Here is a 15695-nt window from a genome sequence, read left to right as displayed (position 1 = left end):
AAGGTAGGTGACCGCGTGTTGTTCGGCAAATACAGTGGCCAAACGGTCAAAGTTGACGGCGAAGAACTGCTCGTCATGAAAGAAGAAGACCTGTTCGCGGTAGTGGAATAACTTGCGGGACAGACCGAACGACGCGCGAAGCGCCCGTTCGCTCTGTCCTCAACTGACCAAATCAATTTAATTCAGGAGCTACACAAATGGCAGCAAAAGACGTAATTTTCGGCGGCGAAGCCCGCGCACGCATGGTTGAAGGCGTGAACATTTTGGCCAACGCAGTCAAAGTGACCCTGGGCCCTAAGGGCCGCAACGTGGTTCTGGAGCGCTCTTTCGGCGCCCCCACCGTGACCAAGGACGGTGTGTCCGTGGCCAAGGAAATCGAACTCAAAGACAAACTGCAAAACATGGGCGCGCAGATGGTCAAGGAAGTTGCTTCCAAAACCTCTGACAACGCGGGCGACGGCACCACCACGGCCACCGTGCTGGCCCAAGCCATCGTGCGCGAAGGCATGAAATATGTAGCCGCCGGTATGAACCCGATGGACCTGAAGCGCGGTATCGACAAGGCCGTAACAGCCCTGATCGCAGAGCTGCAAAAAGCGTCTAAGGCCACCACCACCACCAAAGAAATCGCCCAAGTCGGTTCGATCTCTGCAAACAGCGATTCCAGCATTGGCGACATCATCGCCAAGGCCATGGACAAAGTGGGCAAAGAAGGCGTGATCACCGTGGAAGACGGCAAATCGCTAGACAACGAACTCGACATCGTCGAAGGCATGCAGTTTGACCGTGGCTACCTCTCCCCCTACTTCATCAACAACCCCGAAAAGCAAGCCGCTTTGCTGGACAACCCCTTTGTGTTGTTGTTCGACAAGAAGATCAGCAACATCCGCGATCTGCTGCCCACACTGGAAGCCGTGGCGAAGGCTGGCCGTCCATTGCTCATCATTGCCGAAGAAGTCGAAGGCGAAGCCTTGGCCACTTTGGTGGTGAACACCATCCGTGGCATCCTGAAGGTGGTGGCTGTCAAGGCTCCAGGCTTTGGCGACCGTCGCAAAGCCATGTTGGAAGACATCGCCATCTTGACCGGCGGCAAAGTGATCGCTGAAGAAGTGGGCCTGACCCTCGAGAAAGTGACTTTGGCCGATCTGGGCCAAGCCAAGCGCATCGAAGTGGGCAAGGAAAACACCATCATCATCGACGGCGCTGGTGCAGCCGCTGACATCGAAGCCCGCGTCAAACAAGTGCGCGTGCAAATCGAAGAAGCCACGTCTGACTACGACCGCGAAAAGCTGCAAGAGCGCGTGGCCAAGTTGGCTGGCGGTGTGGCCGTGATCAAGGTCGGCGCTGCCACCGAAGTCGAGATGAAAGAAAAGAAAGCCCGCGTGGAAGACGCCCTGCACGCCACACGCGCTGCTGTGGAAGAAGGCATCGTGGCTGGCGGCGGCGTGGCTTTGCTGCGTGCACGTCAAGCGGCTGGCACCATCAAGGGCGACAACGCTGACCAAGACGCCGGCATCAAGCTGGTGTTGAAAGCCATCGAAGCCCCACTGCGCGAGATCGTGTACAACGCTGGTGGCGAGCCATCGGTGGTGGTGAATGCGGTGTTGGCCGGTTCGGGCAACTACGGCTTCAACGCGGCCAATGACACCTACGGCGACATGATCGAAATGGGCATCTTGGACCCCACCAAAGTGACACGCACGGCCTTGCAAAACGCCGCGTCTGTGGCCTCTTTGATGTTGACCACCGAGTGCATGATCTCCGAAGCACCGAAAGACGAGTCCGGCGCTGGCGGCGGCATGCCTGACATGGGCGGCATGGGTGGCATGGGCGGCATGGGCATGTAAGCATGGGCATGAAGGTGCCCCGCTGTCTGGACTGAGGGTTTGCGCCCTCACCCAGCCAAAAACAAAGCCCCGCAAGGTTCACGCCTTGCGGGGCTTTTTTCATGGTTGCCTGGTCTGCAAGACTTAAAGCTGCGCCATGCGGCCCTGACCCGGGTATCGCTGAAAGCTTTTCGCAGTGCCGTCTTTTTGCACCAACAAGACATCAAACGCGTCTTTGCGACCTTTGTAATCTGGGCCGTCCATGCCGGGACTGCCAATCGGCATGCCAGGCACGGACAAGCCCAAAGCAACTGGCCGCTCCTTGAGCAGGCGGTGAATGTCGGCAGCAGGCACATGGCCCTCAATCACATAGCCGCCCACGCTGGCGGTGTGGCATGAGCCGAGTTTTTCAGGCATGCCCAGGCGCTTACGGGCAGCCGTGTTGCCCACGTCACGCACCTCGACTTTGAAGCCATTGGCCTGCAAGTGCTCCACCCACAGTTGGCAGCAGCCGCAGTTGGGGTCTTTCCAGACCTGCACCGTGGTGGCCTGCGCCAGCGCAGTGCGTTGAAATCCAGTGACCGCCAACACGGCCGCAGCTGCGAGCCATTGGCGTCTGGGCAAAGCGTTGATTTGTGAATTGCGCATGGTGTGTGTGCCCGTTATCGGTCGGTGATGCGGCACATCATGCCCGCTTCAAAATAGACGGGAATCAGGCAGGCAAATTCAAACATGCTCGCACGGCTGAAGATCTGGACGAAGCAGACCAGGCACACAGCAAGCACAAGCACTGAAAACCTGCGCCCTTAGCCATATTGGGTCTGGGGCAGCACGCCCACGGATTTGCGGGAGTTCCAGCCTCGCGGATATGGAACGTGTTCAGCGCATGCGCTGCAACAAAGCCGTCGTCGATGCATCCAAACCCGCCACATCGCCTGAGGCCATGCGGGCATGGATGTCTTTGGCCAACACCTTGCCCAGTTCCACCCCCCATTGGTCAAAACTGTTGATGCCCCAAACGGAACCGCTCACGAACACGCGGTGCTCTTGCAGCGCAATCAGGGCGCCTAAGCTGGCGGGTGTGAGTTCATCGAGCAACAAAAAGGTGCTGGGTCGGTTGCCCGTGAAGTGTTGGTGACCACCCGCGTCACTCTGACCCAACATCAGGGCCTGCGCTTGCGCGATCGCATTGGCCAGCAAAAGTTCCTGGTGGTCTTTCAGGTGGTGCGTGGCCTTTTTCACGGCAATGAACTCGACCGGCACGGTGTCGGTACCCTGGTGCAGCATCTGAAAATACGCGTGCTGGCCGTTGGTGCCTGGCTCGCCCCACAACACGGGCGAAGTGCCGTAAGGCAGCGCCTGGCCTTGGCGGTCCACGCGCTTGCCGTTGCTTTCCATCTCCAGTTGCTGCAAATACGCCGGCAAGCGGCGCAAAGCACTGTGGTAAGGCGCGACAGAGCGGTTGGTGAAGTTCAAAAAGTTGCGGCACCACACATCCAGCAAACCCAAGCGCACCGGCAAATTGGCCTCCAAGGGGGCGGTCTGAAAATGCTGGTCCATCGCGTGTGCACCAGCCAACAAGTCCATGAAACCCGCGGCCCCGATCGCGATGGCCACAGGCAAACCAATGGCCGACCACAGGGAATAGCGCCCGCCCACCCAGTCCCAAAAACCAAAAGTGGTGGTCATCCCCATGGCTTGGGCCGCCGCCACATTGGTGGTCAAGGCGACAAAGTGGCGGGCCACCTCGGTACCGCCTTGCGCCTGGAACCAAGCCAGCGCCGAGCGGGCGTTGGTCATGGTTTCAATGGTGGTGAAGGTTTTGGAGGCGATCAAAAACAGGGTGTTTTCAGCCTTCAAGCCCTGCAGCACACCGACCAGCTCATGCCCATCCACGTTGGACACAAAGTGAAAACGCTTGCCCGCCATGACAAAGTCTTGCAAAGCCAGCACCGCCATCTGCGGGCCCAAGTCAGACCCACCAATGCCGATGTTGACCACGTCGGTGATCTGCGCATCCGCGCGAATTTGCTCGGCATAGGCCAACATGGGTTTGAGCGTGGCGTGCACCAGCGCCAGCGGCTCGGCCAGAGCGCCACCCAAAGAGCCTTCGGGTTGGCGCAAAAGCCAGTGCATCACGGCCCGGTTTTCGGTGGTGTTGATGGGCTCACCCCGGAACATCGCATCGCGGTGCGCGGTCAAACCGGTCTGACGGGCAAGGTCTTGCAACAGGGCTTCGGTCGCCGCATCGACATGGTTTTTAGACATGTCGGCAAAGACATGCGGCGCGGGCTGGCTCAATGTGCCCGCACGTTGCGCGTCACTGGCAAAAGCGGTGCGCAAATCAAAGGCGTGGAAATGCTGCGCCTGCGTTTGCAAGGCCTGCCAGGCCGGGGTGTGGTCACAACGCATGTCAGGCTTTCTGCATCAGGACTTCCAGCTTGATGGCATCGGCACAGAAGGCGCGGATGCCTTCGGCCAGCTTCTCGGTGGCCATGGCGTCTTCGTTGAGGGCCAAGCGGAAAGCGGCTTCGTCGTAGGTGACAGCCGGCAGATCCATGTTTTGAGCGGCTGCGGCGTCCAGCGCCAAACCCAGCGGGGCCTCGTTGGCGGCCAACTGTGCCAGCAACTCGGGGCTGATGGTCAACAAATCGCAACCGGCCAAAGCGGTGATCTGGCTGGTATTGCGGAAGGACGCGCCCATGACCTCGGTGGCGATGCCGTGCTTTTTATAGTGGTTGAAGATGGCCCGCACCGACTGCACACCGGGGTCGTTGGCGCCGGACTGAGCGGCTTCGTCCCAGCTGCTGCCTGCGGTATTTTTGTACCAATCGTGAATGCGGCCCACAAAGGGGGAGATCAACTGCACTTGGGCCTGGCCGCACGCCACGGCCTGGCAAAAGGCGAACAGCAGTGTCAGGTTGCAGCGTATGCCTTCGCGCTCCAGTTCGGCTGCGGCCTGTATGCCCTCCCAAGTGGCAGCGATTTTGATCAGCACACGCTCACGGACCACGCCTTGCGCTTCGTACAGGCGCATGATGCGGCGCGCCCGCGCCACGGTGGCGGCGGTGTCAAAGCTCAAACGGGCATCCACTTCGGTGGAGACGCGGCCGGGAATGGTCTGCAAAATTTCACAGCCAAAACGCACCAACAAATGGTCCATCACCACGTCCAGCGGTTGGCCGGGGTGGGCGGACACGGTTTCGTTCAGCAAAGGGGCATATTCGGGTTTTTGCACCGCTTTGAGGATAAGCGAGGGGTTGGTGGTGGCATCTTGCGGCTGGAATTGGGCCAGCTGTTTGAAGTCACCGGTGTCGGCCACCACGGTGGTGAATTGTTTGAGGGCGTCAAGTTGGTTCATGGCGATTTTTTGGAAGTCTGGCTTGAATTATCAGTGAAACAAAGTTACATTTCAAATCATTATTTCATGTAACTCAAGAACATCATGGCTTTTGATTTGGTTTTCTTCGGCGGCACGGGCGATCTGGTCTGGCGCAAACTCATGCCCGCACTTTTTCAGGCTTACCGCCACGACACCCTGCCCGAAGGCGGGCGCATCATCGGCGTGGGACGCGATGACCTGAGCGACGCGCAATACCGCCAGCAAATCCAGTCGCGGTTTGACCAAGTGGACGGCGACAAGCGTCCCAACAGCGAAGAATTTGCCCGCTTCGCCAGCCTGCTGTGCTATGTGCGCATGGACCTGTCCAAGCCAGAAGCCTACGCGACTTTGGCCAGCCGTATGGCCGAGCGCGAGACCAACAGCGTGGTCATGTATTTGTCCACCGCACCCAGCCTGTTCACCACCGTCTGCGAGCAGCTCGCCGCCAGTGGCCTGAACACGCCCAAGACGCGCATCGTTCTGGAAAAACCGCTGGGCCACGACCTGGACTCCAACCGCGCCATCAACTTGGCGGTGGGCAAAGCCTTCAAAGAGCAGCAAATCTTCCGCATCGACCACTACCTGGGCAAGCCTGCGGTGCAAAACCTGTTTGCCATGCGTTTTGGCAACGCCCTGTTTGAGCCCCTGTGGCGGCGTGAGCACATCGCCAACATCCAGATCACCATGGCCGAGGAGCTGGGTGTGGAAAAACGTGGCGGCTTTTATGAGACCACGGGCGCATTGCGCGACATGGTGCAAAACCATGCCTTGCAACTGCTGTGCGCGATCGCCATGGAGCCGCCCATCAACGCCCACGCCGACGCCATCCGCGACGAAAAGCTCAAAGTGCTGCGTGCTTTGAAGCGCTGGACACCCGAGACCCTGAGCCAGCACGTCATCCGGGGTCAGTACAGCGCCGGTACGGTGTTCGGACACGCTGTGCCGGGCTACCGCGAGGAAACGGGCGTGAGCCCCACCAGCAGCACCGAAACCTTTGTGGCGCTGCGCACCGAAATCGCCAACTGGCGCTGGGCCGGTGTGCCGTTTTACATCCGCACCGGCAAGCGCATGGCCTCGCGCGAGGCGCACATTGAGATCAATTTCCGCAAGACTCCGCACGACATCTTCAAAAGTCCCTTGGGCCATGCCAACAAATTGGTCATCCACTTGCAGCCCAAAGACGGTTTGGAGCTGCACCTGTTCGCCCAAGGCCAAAGCAAACGCGGCGAAGGCAGCGGTGGAGCCACCTTGAGTCCGGTGCACCTCGACCTGGACTTTGACAAACGCTTTGGCAGCCAACGGGTTGGCGCTTACGAGCGCTTGCTGCTCGACGTGCTCGATGGCCGTTTGAACCTGTTCGTGCGCAGCGACGAACAAGAAGAAGCTTGGCGCTGGGTCGAGCCCATCTTGCGCCATTGGAGCAGCGACACCATCGGCCCCCGCCCCTACGCTGCCGGCACTTGGGGACCGAGCGCATCCAGCGCCATGATCGCCCGTGACGGCTTTTGCTGGTCTGAAGAGATTTAAACCGGAGACACACCATGCTCGACCGAATCAAAGCCTCCTTGCCCTCCCTGGCCCCGGCCGAGCAGCGTGTGGGCAAACTCGTTTTGGCTGACCCGCGCGCCTTTGCCAATTTGCCAGTGACCGAATTGGCCGACCGCGCGCATGTGAGCAAACCCACCGTGGTGCGCTTTTGCCGCAGCGTGGGTTACGACGGCCTGTCAGACTTCAAGCTCAAGCTGGCAGGCAGTGTGAGCGAAGGTGTGCCTTTCATCCACCGCAGCGTGGACGTGGACGACAAGACCAGCGACATCGCGGTCAAGGTGATCGACAACACCGTGGCCGCATTTTTGAAGTACCGCAACGACGCCAGTTCCTTCGCCCTCGAACACGCCGCACACGCCCTGGCCGCCACCCAAAAAACCAACCGCCGCATCGAGTTTTATGGCGTGGGCAATTCGGGCATCGTGGCGCAAGACGCGCAGCACAAATTTTTCCGACTGGGTGTGAACGCCATCGCCTACAGCGACGGCCACATGCAGGTCATGAGCGCGTCCATGCTCAAGCCGGGTGACTGCGCGGTGATCATCTCCAACTCGGGCCGCACCCGGGACCTGATGGATGCCTGCGACATCGCCAAAAAGCAAGGCGCCACCACCATCGTCATCACCGCCAGCGGCTCACCCCTGGCCAACGCAGGCCACATTCACCTGACCGCGGACCACCCCGAGGGCTACGACAAATACAGCCCCATGGTTTCACGCTTGCTGCACTTGCTGATCATCGACATCTTGGCCACCACGGTGGCCCTGCGCATTGGCGAAGAACTGCAGCCCAGCCTGCGCGACATGAAGAACAACCTGCGCAGCAAGCGTTACACCTGAGGGTAATGGCCTGCGAAGCGCCCATAGCGACGGAGGCGTTGCTCCTACAAAGAGAGTGCATTTTCTAGGCGCCCCGCCCTCGGGCGATGGGGCGTTCAAGGGTAATTACTGAACACAGTTGACCGCTTTTATCAGCTTGTCGTCACGCCATGCAGCAAAATGACGGTGTCTGTAATCGGCGTGAGCCCAGCAGAGGTGTTTTTCATTTTTAAACAGGTGACCCGCATGACTTTTTCCAAACGCGACTTTTTGGCCTTCGGCGCTGCCGCAGGCGCATCCATGGCACTGCCGGCTTGGGCTCAGGCCAAGCCTCTGATTGCCAGCCTCAACATGTTTGTGCCTGCAGCCCCTGGTGGTGGCTGGGACGGCACAGCTCGCGCCATCGAACGCGCAGCCAAAGCCGCTGGCCTGGTCGGCACCATGCAGTTTGAAAACGTCGGCGGCGCAGGCGGCATGGTGGGCCTGCCGCGTTACGTGAACCAGCGCAAAGGCCAGGGCAACAGCCTGATGGTTGGCGGCTCGGTCATGATCGGCGCGGGCATTGCCAACAAAAGCCCCGTGACCATCAAGGACGTGACCCCGATTGCCCGCCTGACCGAAGAAGCCGGTGTCATCGTGGTGCCCGTCAACGGCAAGATCAAAACCTGGAAAGAGCTGGAAGCGGCCATCAAGGCCAACCCCAAAGCGGTCTCCGTCGCAGGCGGCAGCGCAGGCGGCACCGACCACCTGATTTTGGGCATGCTGATCAAAGCCTTGGGCAATAACCCCCGCGAAGCCGCTTATGTGGCATTTGCAGGTGGCGGCCCCGCCAATGCGGCGATTTTGGGTGGTCAAGTCAGCGCTGGCATTTCGGGCTACTCCGAGTTCGAAGAGCAAATCAAGGCGGGCCGCATGATCCCGTTGGCGGTGTCGGGCAAGCGCCGCATTCCAGGCGTGAGCGTGCCCACCCTGACCGAGTTGGGTATCAACGTGACCGAGTCCAACTGGCGTGGTGTGTTCGCACCCCCCGGCATCTCGACCGCTCAGCGCGAAGCCATGATCGACTTCGTGACCAAGCTCAACGCTTCTGCCCAATGGAAACAAGAGTTGGAAACACGCAAGTGGACAGACGCTTTCATGACCGAGCGTCCATTTGAGCGCGACTTGGCCAAGGACATCGCCGAGAAAGAAGTTCTGATGAAAGAACTGGGCTTGGCATGACGCCTTTTCGCGTCGCCCTTTTGCTGCTCACCCTTTGCGGGGTGGCTGCTTGGCAAGTCTCGGTCATTCCTCAATCCATGATGCAAATGACCGTAGGCCCCGTGTTGGCCCCAGGGGTGATCGTGGCGGCGCTGAGCGCTTTCGCCGTGTTGTACGGCTTGAGCGCTTGGAGGGGTCGCCAGACCGACGAAAGCCAAGCGCCCGACCAGTCCCCCCTGCCCGGTGCCAACCAGCGCATGCTCAGCTTGCTGGGCGGCGGCGTGGCGTTCATCGCACTGGTCATGCCACTGGGTTTTGTTATTCCTGGCACCTTGTGCGGCATGGGCGTGGCCCGTGCGTTTGACGCCCCGTTGAACCTCAAGTCGGCTCTGGTCTGCGGCGGCATTGCCAGCACCTTCTGGTTTGTCTTTGCCCAATTGCTTGGGGTTGGCCTGGGCCCGGCACTGCCCTGGTTCATCTGACGCAAGCATTGCCTGCGCTGAGCCTGCTTGTTTTCAAGTTTTTCGATCGGATGCCCCATGGAAGCTTTTGACGCCCTGATGGGTGGCTTTGCCATTGCCTTGCAACCCACCACCTTGATGTGGGGCTTCGTGGGCTGCTTTGTCGGCACCTTGGTCGGCGTGCTGCCCGGCATTGGCCCGGCTTTGACCATCGCTTTGCTGCTGCCCCTGACCTACCATGTGCCCGCCACCAGCATGTTCGTGATGTTTGCGGGCATTTACTACGGCGCGGCGTACGGCGGCTCCACCACCTCCATCTTGCTCAACACACCGGGCGAATCGGCGGCGGTGGTCACCGCGCTTGAGGGCAACAAAATGGCTCGGCGAGGCCGCGCAGGCCAAGCGCTGGCCACTGCGGCCATCGGCAGCTTTGTGGCGGGCACCATCGGCACCTTGGCACTGACTTTTTTCGCCCCTTGGGTGGTCGAAGCCGCCCTGGCCTTTGGCCCGGCTGAATACTTCAGCCTCATGGTTCTGTCGGTTGTGGCCGTGTCGGCCGTACTGGGCAACTCCATGCTGCGCGGCCTGGTGGCGCTGGGCTTGGGCTTGCTCTTGGGCATGGTGGGTGTGGACCTGCAAACAGGCCAGCCCCGGTTCACCTTTGGTCGCCCTGAACTGCTCGACGGCATCGAAGTGACGGTGGCCGCAGTGGGTCTGTTTGCTGTAGGCGAAGCGCTGTACCTGGCCTGGCAAGGCAGAGAAACCAAAACAGGCGAAGTCATGAAGTTGTCGGGCAGCCTGTGGATGAGCAAACAAGACTGGGCACGCTCTTGGAAACCCTGGTTTCGCGGGGCCTTCTTTGGTTTCCCGATCGGTGCCATGCCCGCCGGCGGGGCCGAATTGCCCACACTGCTGTCGTATTACACCGAGAAAAAACTCTCCAAGCACCCCGAAGAATTTGGCCACGGCGCCATCGAAGGTGTGGCGGGGCCTGAAGCGGCCAACAACGCTGCCGCTGCTGGTGTGCTCATGCCCTTGCTCACTTTGGGCATACCGACCTCAGCGACCGCCGCCATCATGCTGTCGGCGTTTGAAGGCTACGGCATTCAGACTGGCCCGCAGCTGTTCAGCCAACAAGGCAGCTTGGTCTGGACCCTGATCGCCAGCCTCTACATCGGCAACGTGATCTTGCTGGTGCTCAACCTGCCGCTGGTGAGCCTGTGGGTGAAGCTTTTGAAAATCCCGCCACCTTGGCTGTATGCCGGCATCATCGTCATCTCGACCGCGGGCGTCTACGGTGCAGGCAACTCGGTGTTCAATGTGGGTTTGCTGTTTGTCTTTGGCTTGCTGGGCTACATCATGCGGCGCTTTGACTTCCCTGCGGCGCCGCTCATCGTGGGTTTGATTCTGGCGCCTTTGGGTGAGCAATCCATGCGCCAAGCGCTGACCATCAGCCAAGGCGAATGGTCGACCTTCTTCACGCGGCCCTTGTCAGGCGGCTTGATGGCCGTGGCAGCGTTGCTGTTGATTGTGCCGCCCCTGTGGAAACAATGGCGTTCGCGCAGCGTGCGCTGATCAGGGCTTTCCCTCTTCACCGCTTCTGCGGATTGAATTAAATTCAACTTTTGTTCTTTTTTGACGGATTCCATGAGCCTCTTTGACGACCCCTCCCTCCCTCGGCGCGACTACCTCAAGTGGATGGGCGCCGCCGGTCTGGCCGCCACAGGCATCAGCGGCCACGCCCAATCCGTCTGGCCCAACAAGCCCATCCGCTGGATCGTGCCTTTTGCCCCCGGTGGCACCTCCAGCATCGTAGCCCGCACGATGGCCACCGAGTTGACCAAACAAATGGGGGTGTCGTTCGTCATTGAGAACAAAGGTGGCGGTGGTGGCGTGCCCGCCATGCAAGAGATGATGCGCACCCCGGCCGACGGCTACACCATCGTCATGAGCCACATTGGCCTGATGGCGGTCAACCCGATCATCTACCCCGACAGCGGCTACGACGTGAACAAGGACTTTGTCCCCGTCACCCTGCTGTCTCGCGTGCCCAGCCTGTTTGTGGTGCACAAAGACGTGCCGGTGACCGACCTCAAATCGCTGATCGCTTACGTCAAGGCACGCCCCGGCCAACTCAACTATGCCTCGGCTGGTAACGCCAGTGCGGGTCACCTGGCCATGGAAGCGTTGAAACTGGCCACAGGCATGTTCATCACCCACATCCCCTACCGCGGGACAGGCCCGGCCCTCAACGACGTGCTGGCGGGCCGCATTCAACTTCTCTCAGCAGGCACACCGGCCTTGTTGCCGCACATCAGGAGCGGTGCCCTGCGCTGCCTGGCCACAGGGACGACCGAGCGGATTTCGGTTTTGCCCGATGTGCCCACCGTGGCCGAATTCGGCTTCAAGGATTTTGAAACTGTGCAGTGGTACGGCATCACCGCACGCGCTGGAACACCGCCTGAGATCATCTTGAAGTTACAACAGGAATGCGCCAAGGCCTTGAAGTCGCCTGAAGTCATCGCCAAGAACGCCGCAGAAAGCGCCATTCCGGGTGGCGGCTCGCCCAGCGAATACGCGGCCTTCATTGCCAAGGAGCAAGCACGCTGGAAAGATGTGGTGATCAAAGGTCAGATCAAGCCGGGTTGACGCGCCCTGCAAAGGTCTGAACCCTGTGGCGACGGACAAAAACTTCTATGCAGGTCACTTGGAAGTCTTCCCTGATCGCCTGCTTTGAATCATGGCCACGTTCATTTCACCATCGAGTGACGACGCATAAAAGCGCTCAATCATCTGCACCGAGGTTCTGGCATTGCGCGCCAAACTGAGCATGTCAATCCCTTGACCGTAAAGGAGCCGGAACATGATAGAAGTGTGCCTCAAACAATACAGCGTTTTGGGGCGGTTCTTCTCATCGGTGGTGGCCAATCCGGCCTCACGCATGACCCATTTGAACCAAAACCCCAGCACCGCCAAAGCATAATTGCGGTCATTTTCAGCGGGTAAAAAGAGGTAATCATCAGGCCCGCCAAAGCCCTGCGCCTTTTGATGCCGAAGAAGCGACTCGTACACCCCCACAGCAGCTTGCATCGTCACCATCGGTTTGTCGTGTTTTTTGGTTTCAGGCAAGTTCATGCGCAGATACACGTTTTGACCACGCACAACCGTCACATGCTTGTGCTTTAGCTGCCTTAAATCACCGGGCCTAACAAAACTGTTGGCCATGAAGCGGATGGCCCAAAACATATCGGGCGCCAATAAGCGGTTTCGGGGAGCCACCCAAAAACGCTCTCGTTGACCTTGCGTTGATTTGAGTTCAGGTGAAACCACTTGGGTCCTGGACATCCTCAAAGCGGTTCGGGCTAATTGGCTGTATTCCTTCAGCGACAACATCGACCGCGGCTGCGTGACCACTTTGATTTTTGGAAACTCAGGGACCTCTTTCAATAGACCTTGGCGAATGGCCAACTTAAGCAACTTTCGAACCAACACAAAATATTGGGAAATGGTGGTGGAACTCAACCCGTGCTGGGTCAAGCGCGATACAAATCCATCCAAATCGACGTGGGTGACTTGCGTGGGGGGTATGTACCTGAAAAAAGGCAATACATGGGCATCCAACCTGTTCTTTTGAATGCCCACCGATGAACCGCTCAGTTCGGCACGGGCCACCCGCTCCCACTCTATGTCCAACAATTTTTCAGCGAGTGCCGTGAAGTTGTTCTTTTTCTCAAAAGTCTGCCGATCAGAAACCCTCTCCACTCTGGGCTCTGGTCGTCGAAGCAGGGCTTTTTTCGGCTCTGCGACTTGGCTTGGACCTGGCTCCAAAACACCCAAATCGACCGCGCTTGTGTTCACCCCTGACGCATGGCCCATCTGAATGCCAAGCGCATCCCAACTTTTGGCGGGAACAACATAGAAAACAGGTTTGTTTTCATGAAGAACAAGCAATGGCCAAGCGCCGCACTCCCCCACCAAACTCAAAGAATCTGATAAAAATTCTTTTAGCCCAATGATCTTATTTGAATTTATTAAATTTACACCCATACCGCTACCATATGACAGACTGACCAAAATGTCTGTAGTGGAGAACACCTGCAGTGTCATTTCATGCTAGCTGCTCTGGCTGCTGTTGCTGCCACAGGCGCTGCTTTCGCACAATCCACCGTGACTTTGTTCGGCGGTGCTGACTTGAACATGCGTTCCGTGACGACTGGTGCTAACAAGTTCAACGGCATGGCTCAAGACGGTATCTATTCCAGCCGTTTTGGCGTGAACGGTACTGAGGACCTAGGCGGCGGCTTGAAAGCCAACTTCCATTTCGAAGGCGGCATGGCCCCTGACGTCGGCACACCTGCAGTCAACTTCACACGCAAGTCCGTCATCGGTTTGTCCGGTGGTTTCGGCGAAGTGCGTTTGGGCCGTGACTACACCCCATTGTTTACGGTCGCTGGTATTGCTGATCCGTTTGGCACCAACGGTGTGGGTTCTTCCTACAACTTGGCTAACGTCATCACAGCAGGTGACCCAACTGAAACTAATGACCAAAACGCCTACTTGGCTAAAGTTGCAGCTGCTGCTTCAAGTTTCGCAACGGCTCAAGCTGCATCTGTGTCTAACGGTGCAACCAACCGCCTCAGTTCAGGCATTACCTTGGCTGACCCCAATGCTGTTCGTGCCAACAACAGCGTGGCCTACTACAGCCCTACTTTCAATGGTTTCACAGTTAGCGGTATGTACAGCTTTGGTGGCGAAAACACAGCCCTCGCCAAAAATGCCGGTACAGCAACAAGCTTGAAATTGGCATACGCCAATGGACCTCTGTCTGTTGCCTTCGCTACACAAACAACCAAAGGTGGCGCTCCCGGCGCCAACGCAGCTATCGCTGCCGTTGCTCCATACCCAGCAATTCCTGCGAACACGGTGGTTGCTGCCACTGCAGATCAAAAGTGGACTTCCAACTTCATCGCTGCTAGCTATGACTTGGGTGTTGCCAAACTGTCTGCTGGCTACAAGACTGACAAACTTGCTTTTGGTGATTTAGATCTCAGCGGTACTGCAAAGTCCACCATCCTTGGCGTTTCCGCTCCAGTTGGCGCTTTGACACTGAAGGCCTCTTACGTTGCTCGTAAGATTGAGGGCGAAAAGTTGGGTAACCAAGTTGCTTTAGGCGGTGTGTATGATCTGAGCAAGCGCACGGCCTTGTATGCCACCTACGCTGTTCTGAAGAACGAAGCTGGTTCTGGTCTGAGCGTGGGTTCTGCAGCCGCCAGCGATTTCACTGGTTTGAAGTCCAAAGGCTTCGAAGCTGGCGTGAAGCACTCCTTCTAATTCAGCGCTGGCGCAAGCCAGCTGAGCGTTAAAAGATCAAAAAACCCACCATGGCAACATGGTGGGTTTTTTCTTGTCATAGAAACCTCAAAAAGGGTTCTCCATGCATTTCACCCAAGATCTTGCCTTGATGGTTTGGATTTTTTGTTACCAAGCGACGACAGCGCCTGATTTCGCGCAACGCATCTTGTTTGTCGGCAACAGCTATTTTCATGACAACAACAGCTTGCACAACCATTTGCGCGGCTTTGTGGAGGCGACACCAAAGCACAAGTCGCACCCTCTGGCCTACAAGTCCGCGACGATTGGTGGGTCGAGTCTTGAGCATCACCCCATCGACTGGTTGACGGCGCCCGGTCAGATCGGCGTCAAAGAGCCGTTTATCACGCGGCGGCAAAACCGCGCTGTACATGACGCATGCCTAAGTGGCGCCTCACAAGCAGGCCTCCCCCGACAACATGGCCAAAATTGTGGACATGTTCAACGCTGTCGGTCGCGAGGTGGGGCCCAAGGTCATTCCGGTGGGTTTGGCTTTTGAAATGTCTTACCAGCGGCGGCCCGATTTGCGTTGGCATGACGAGCACGACGGCAGCCACCCCAATTTGGCGGGCACCTATTTAGCCGCAGCGGTCGTGTATGGCACGCTTTATGAAACCAACCCTGTTGGCAATGTGTACAACTACCACGGCAAATTGCCCGTTGATGTTTGCCAGTACCTTCAACAAGTGGCCTGGGATGTGGTGTCAGCGCAGCGCTGATCGGCCAAACAAATTTCAACTGCGCTGAACAGCGGTGTCCCATGCCGCCAGTTTGGCCGCGGCTTGGTCGCGGCTCCAGTGCGGCTCAAAAATGCGTTCAGGGGCGAGTCGTTCGCGCAATTGCCCGGGGTGATCGAACACACCTTGCTGCAGCCCCGCCAGAATGGCTGCCCCCAGGGCGGTGGTCTCGGTGGTTTGGGGCCTGATCACGGGCAAGCCCATCAGGTCGGCTTGCAGTTGCATGAGCAGGTTGTTGGTGCAGGCTCCGCCATCGACCCGCAGGGCGGTCACCTGCAAATGGGCCACATGCCGGGCGTCTTTTTGCATGGCTTGCAACAACACGGTGCTTTGCAAGGCGATGCTCTCAAGCG

At 58.5% G+C, this 15695-nt stretch carries 15 protein-coding genes and 1 pseudogene; 10 read left to right on the top strand and 6 right to left on the bottom strand.

Annotation, left to right across the window (positions count from 1 at the left end):
• Both Q0O19_RS10515 and groL read left to right on the top strand, forming a co-directional pair.
• A pseudogene (locus Q0O19_RS10515) lies at nucleotides 1–111 on the top strand (co-chaperone GroES); the annotation flags it as partial.
• An 86-nt stretch (nucleotides 112–197) separates the two neighbouring features.
• Entirely contained in the window at nucleotides 198–1847 is a 1650-nt protein-coding gene (gene groL, locus Q0O19_RS10510; protein ID WP_295522760.1) for a chaperonin GroEL, read from the top strand.
• A gap of 123 nt (nucleotides 1848–1970) precedes the next feature.
• Here the strand turns inward: groL and Q0O19_RS10505 are convergent, their stop codons facing one another.
• The 3 genes from Q0O19_RS10505 to tal form a co-directional block, all read right to left on the bottom strand.
• A complete protein-coding gene (locus tag Q0O19_RS10505; protein WP_295522758.1) occupies nucleotides 1971–2474 on the bottom strand; it encodes a DUF411 domain-containing protein in 504 nt (167 codons plus the stop codon).
• A 231-nt stretch (nucleotides 2475–2705) separates the two neighbouring features.
• Entirely contained in the window at nucleotides 2706–4238 is a 1533-nt protein-coding gene (gene pgi, locus Q0O19_RS10500; RefSeq protein ID WP_295522756.1) for a glucose-6-phosphate isomerase, read from the bottom strand.
• 1 nt (nucleotide 4239) lies between these two features.
• On the bottom strand, nucleotides 4240–5187 hold the full coding sequence (gene tal, locus Q0O19_RS10495) for a transaldolase (RefSeq protein WP_295522754.1): 948 nt from the start codon (nucleotides 5185–5187) through the stop codon (nucleotides 4240–4242).
• An 84-nt stretch (nucleotides 5188–5271) separates the two neighbouring features.
• Here tal and zwf point away from each other — a divergent pair, with 84 nt between their 5' ends.
• The 6 genes from zwf (at nucleotide 5272) to Q0O19_RS10465 (ending at nucleotide 11884) form a co-directional block, all read left to right on the top strand.
• Complete coding sequence (gene zwf / locus Q0O19_RS10490; RefSeq protein ID WP_295522753.1) at nucleotides 5272–6735, top strand: glucose-6-phosphate dehydrogenase; 1464 nt, start codon at nucleotides 5272–5274, stop codon at nucleotides 6733–6735.
• Nucleotides 6736–6749: 14 nt separating this feature from the next.
• The gene (locus tag Q0O19_RS10485; RefSeq protein ID WP_295522751.1) at nucleotides 6750–7595 is read left to right on the top strand and encodes an SIS domain-containing protein; all 846 of its coding nucleotides are present in this window, start codon (nucleotides 6750–6752) and stop codon (nucleotides 7593–7595) included.
• A 225-nt stretch (nucleotides 7596–7820) separates the two neighbouring features.
• On the top strand, nucleotides 7821–8795 hold the full coding sequence (locus Q0O19_RS10480) for a tripartite tricarboxylate transporter substrate-binding protein (protein WP_295522749.1): 975 nt from the start codon (nucleotides 7821–7823) through the stop codon (nucleotides 8793–8795).
• Nucleotides 8792–9256: a tripartite tricarboxylate transporter TctB family protein gene (locus Q0O19_RS10475; protein WP_295522748.1), complete on the top strand. Its 465-nt coding sequence runs from the start codon at nucleotides 8792–8794 to the stop codon at nucleotides 9254–9256. The genes Q0O19_RS10480 and Q0O19_RS10475 overlap by 4 nt, the downstream gene beginning before the upstream one ends.
• A gap of 57 nt (nucleotides 9257–9313) precedes the next feature.
• Nucleotides 9314–10810, top strand: coding sequence for a tripartite tricarboxylate transporter permease (locus Q0O19_RS10470; protein WP_295522747.1), 1497 nt, complete (start codon nucleotides 9314–9316; stop codon nucleotides 10808–10810).
• A gap of 72 nt (nucleotides 10811–10882) precedes the next feature.
• Complete coding sequence (locus Q0O19_RS10465) at nucleotides 10883–11884, top strand: tripartite tricarboxylate transporter substrate binding protein (RefSeq protein WP_295522745.1); 1002 nt, start codon at nucleotides 10883–10885, stop codon at nucleotides 11882–11884.
• 54 nt (nucleotides 11885–11938) lie between these two features.
• Here the strand turns inward: Q0O19_RS10465 and Q0O19_RS10460 are convergent, their stop codons facing one another.
• Nucleotides 11939–13342 (bottom strand): phage integrase SAM-like domain-containing protein, encoded by a 1404-nt coding sequence (locus Q0O19_RS10460; protein WP_295522743.1) that lies wholly within the window; start codon nucleotides 13340–13342, stop codon nucleotides 11939–11941.
• Nucleotides 13343–13345: 3 nt separating this feature from the next.
• Between Q0O19_RS10460 and Q0O19_RS10455 the strand changes: the two genes are divergently transcribed.
• A complete protein-coding gene (locus Q0O19_RS10455) occupies nucleotides 13346–14566 on the top strand; it encodes a porin (protein ID WP_295522741.1) in 1221 nt (406 codons plus the stop codon).
• Between the two features lie 76 nt (nucleotides 14567–14642).
• Here Q0O19_RS10455 and Q0O19_RS10450 read toward each other — a convergent pair whose 3' ends face one another.
• A complete protein-coding gene (locus tag Q0O19_RS10450; RefSeq protein WP_295522739.1) occupies nucleotides 14643–14978 on the bottom strand; it encodes a hypothetical protein in 336 nt (111 codons plus the stop codon).
• A 46-nt stretch (nucleotides 14979–15024) separates the two neighbouring features.
• Here Q0O19_RS10450 and Q0O19_RS10445 point away from each other — a divergent pair, with 46 nt between their 5' ends.
• Nucleotides 15025–15324: a hypothetical protein gene (locus tag Q0O19_RS10445; protein ID WP_295522737.1), complete on the top strand. Its 300-nt coding sequence runs from the start codon at nucleotides 15025–15027 to the stop codon at nucleotides 15322–15324.
• Nucleotides 15325–15339: 15 nt separating this feature from the next.
• Here Q0O19_RS10445 and Q0O19_RS10440 read toward each other — a convergent pair.
• On the bottom strand, nucleotides 15340–15695 hold a 356-nt coding region (locus Q0O19_RS10440), incomplete at its 5' end, for an FGGY-family carbohydrate kinase (RefSeq protein ID WP_295522735.1).

Source organism: Limnohabitans sp. Rim8, assembly GCF_945869175.1.
GTDB lineage: Bacteria > Pseudomonadota > Gammaproteobacteria > Burkholderiales > Burkholderiaceae_C > Limnohabitans_A.
Note: the sequence above shows the minus strand (reverse complement) of the source record. Positions and strands in the feature narration are given on the sequence as shown.

What these genes read in the sequence shown, in the direction of transcription:
- Q0O19_RS10485 (WP_295522751.1), top strand. Translation starts at nt 6,750, where the DNA reads ATGCTCGACCGAATCAAAGCCTCCTTGCCCTCCCTGGCCCCGGCCGAG.
- Q0O19_RS10455 (WP_295522741.1), top strand. Translation starts at nt 13,346, where the DNA reads ATGCTAGCTGCTCTGGCTGCTGTTGCTGCCACAGGCGCTGCTTTCGCA.
- Q0O19_RS10465 (WP_295522745.1), top strand. Translation starts at nt 10,883, where the DNA reads ATGAGCCTCTTTGACGACCCCTCCCTCCCTCGGCGCGACTACCTCAAG.
- Q0O19_RS10450 (WP_295522739.1), bottom strand. Translation starts at nt 14,978, where the DNA reads ATGTACAGCGCGGTTTTGCCGCCGCGTGATAAACGGCTCTTTGACGCC.
- Q0O19_RS10475 (WP_295522748.1), top strand. Translation starts at nt 8,792, where the DNA reads ATGACGCCTTTTCGCGTCGCCCTTTTGCTGCTCACCCTTTGCGGGGTG.
- Q0O19_RS10505 (WP_295522758.1), bottom strand. Translation starts at nt 2,474, where the DNA reads ATGCGCAATTCACAAATCAACGCTTTGCCCAGACGCCAATGGCTCGCA.
- Q0O19_RS10445 (WP_295522737.1), top strand. Translation starts at nt 15,025, where the DNA reads ATGGCCAAAATTGTGGACATGTTCAACGCTGTCGGTCGCGAGGTGGGG.
- Q0O19_RS10480 (WP_295522749.1), top strand. Translation starts at nt 7,821, where the DNA reads ATGACTTTTTCCAAACGCGACTTTTTGGCCTTCGGCGCTGCCGCAGGC.
- zwf (WP_295522753.1), top strand. Translation starts at nt 5,272, where the DNA reads ATGGCTTTTGATTTGGTTTTCTTCGGCGGCACGGGCGATCTGGTCTGG.
- tal (WP_295522754.1), bottom strand. Translation starts at nt 5,187, where the DNA reads ATGAACCAACTTGACGCCCTCAAACAATTCACCACCGTGGTGGCCGAC.
- Q0O19_RS10460 (WP_295522743.1), bottom strand. Translation starts at nt 13,342, where the DNA reads ATGACACTGCAGGTGTTCTCCACTACAGACATTTTGGTCAGTCTGTCA.
- pgi (WP_295522756.1), bottom strand. Translation starts at nt 4,238, where the DNA reads ATGCGTTGTGACCACACCCCGGCCTGGCAGGCCTTGCAAACGCAGGCG.
- groL (WP_295522760.1), top strand. Translation starts at nt 198, where the DNA reads ATGGCAGCAAAAGACGTAATTTTCGGCGGCGAAGCCCGCGCACGCATG.
- Q0O19_RS10470 (WP_295522747.1), top strand. Translation starts at nt 9,314, where the DNA reads ATGGAAGCTTTTGACGCCCTGATGGGTGGCTTTGCCATTGCCTTGCAA.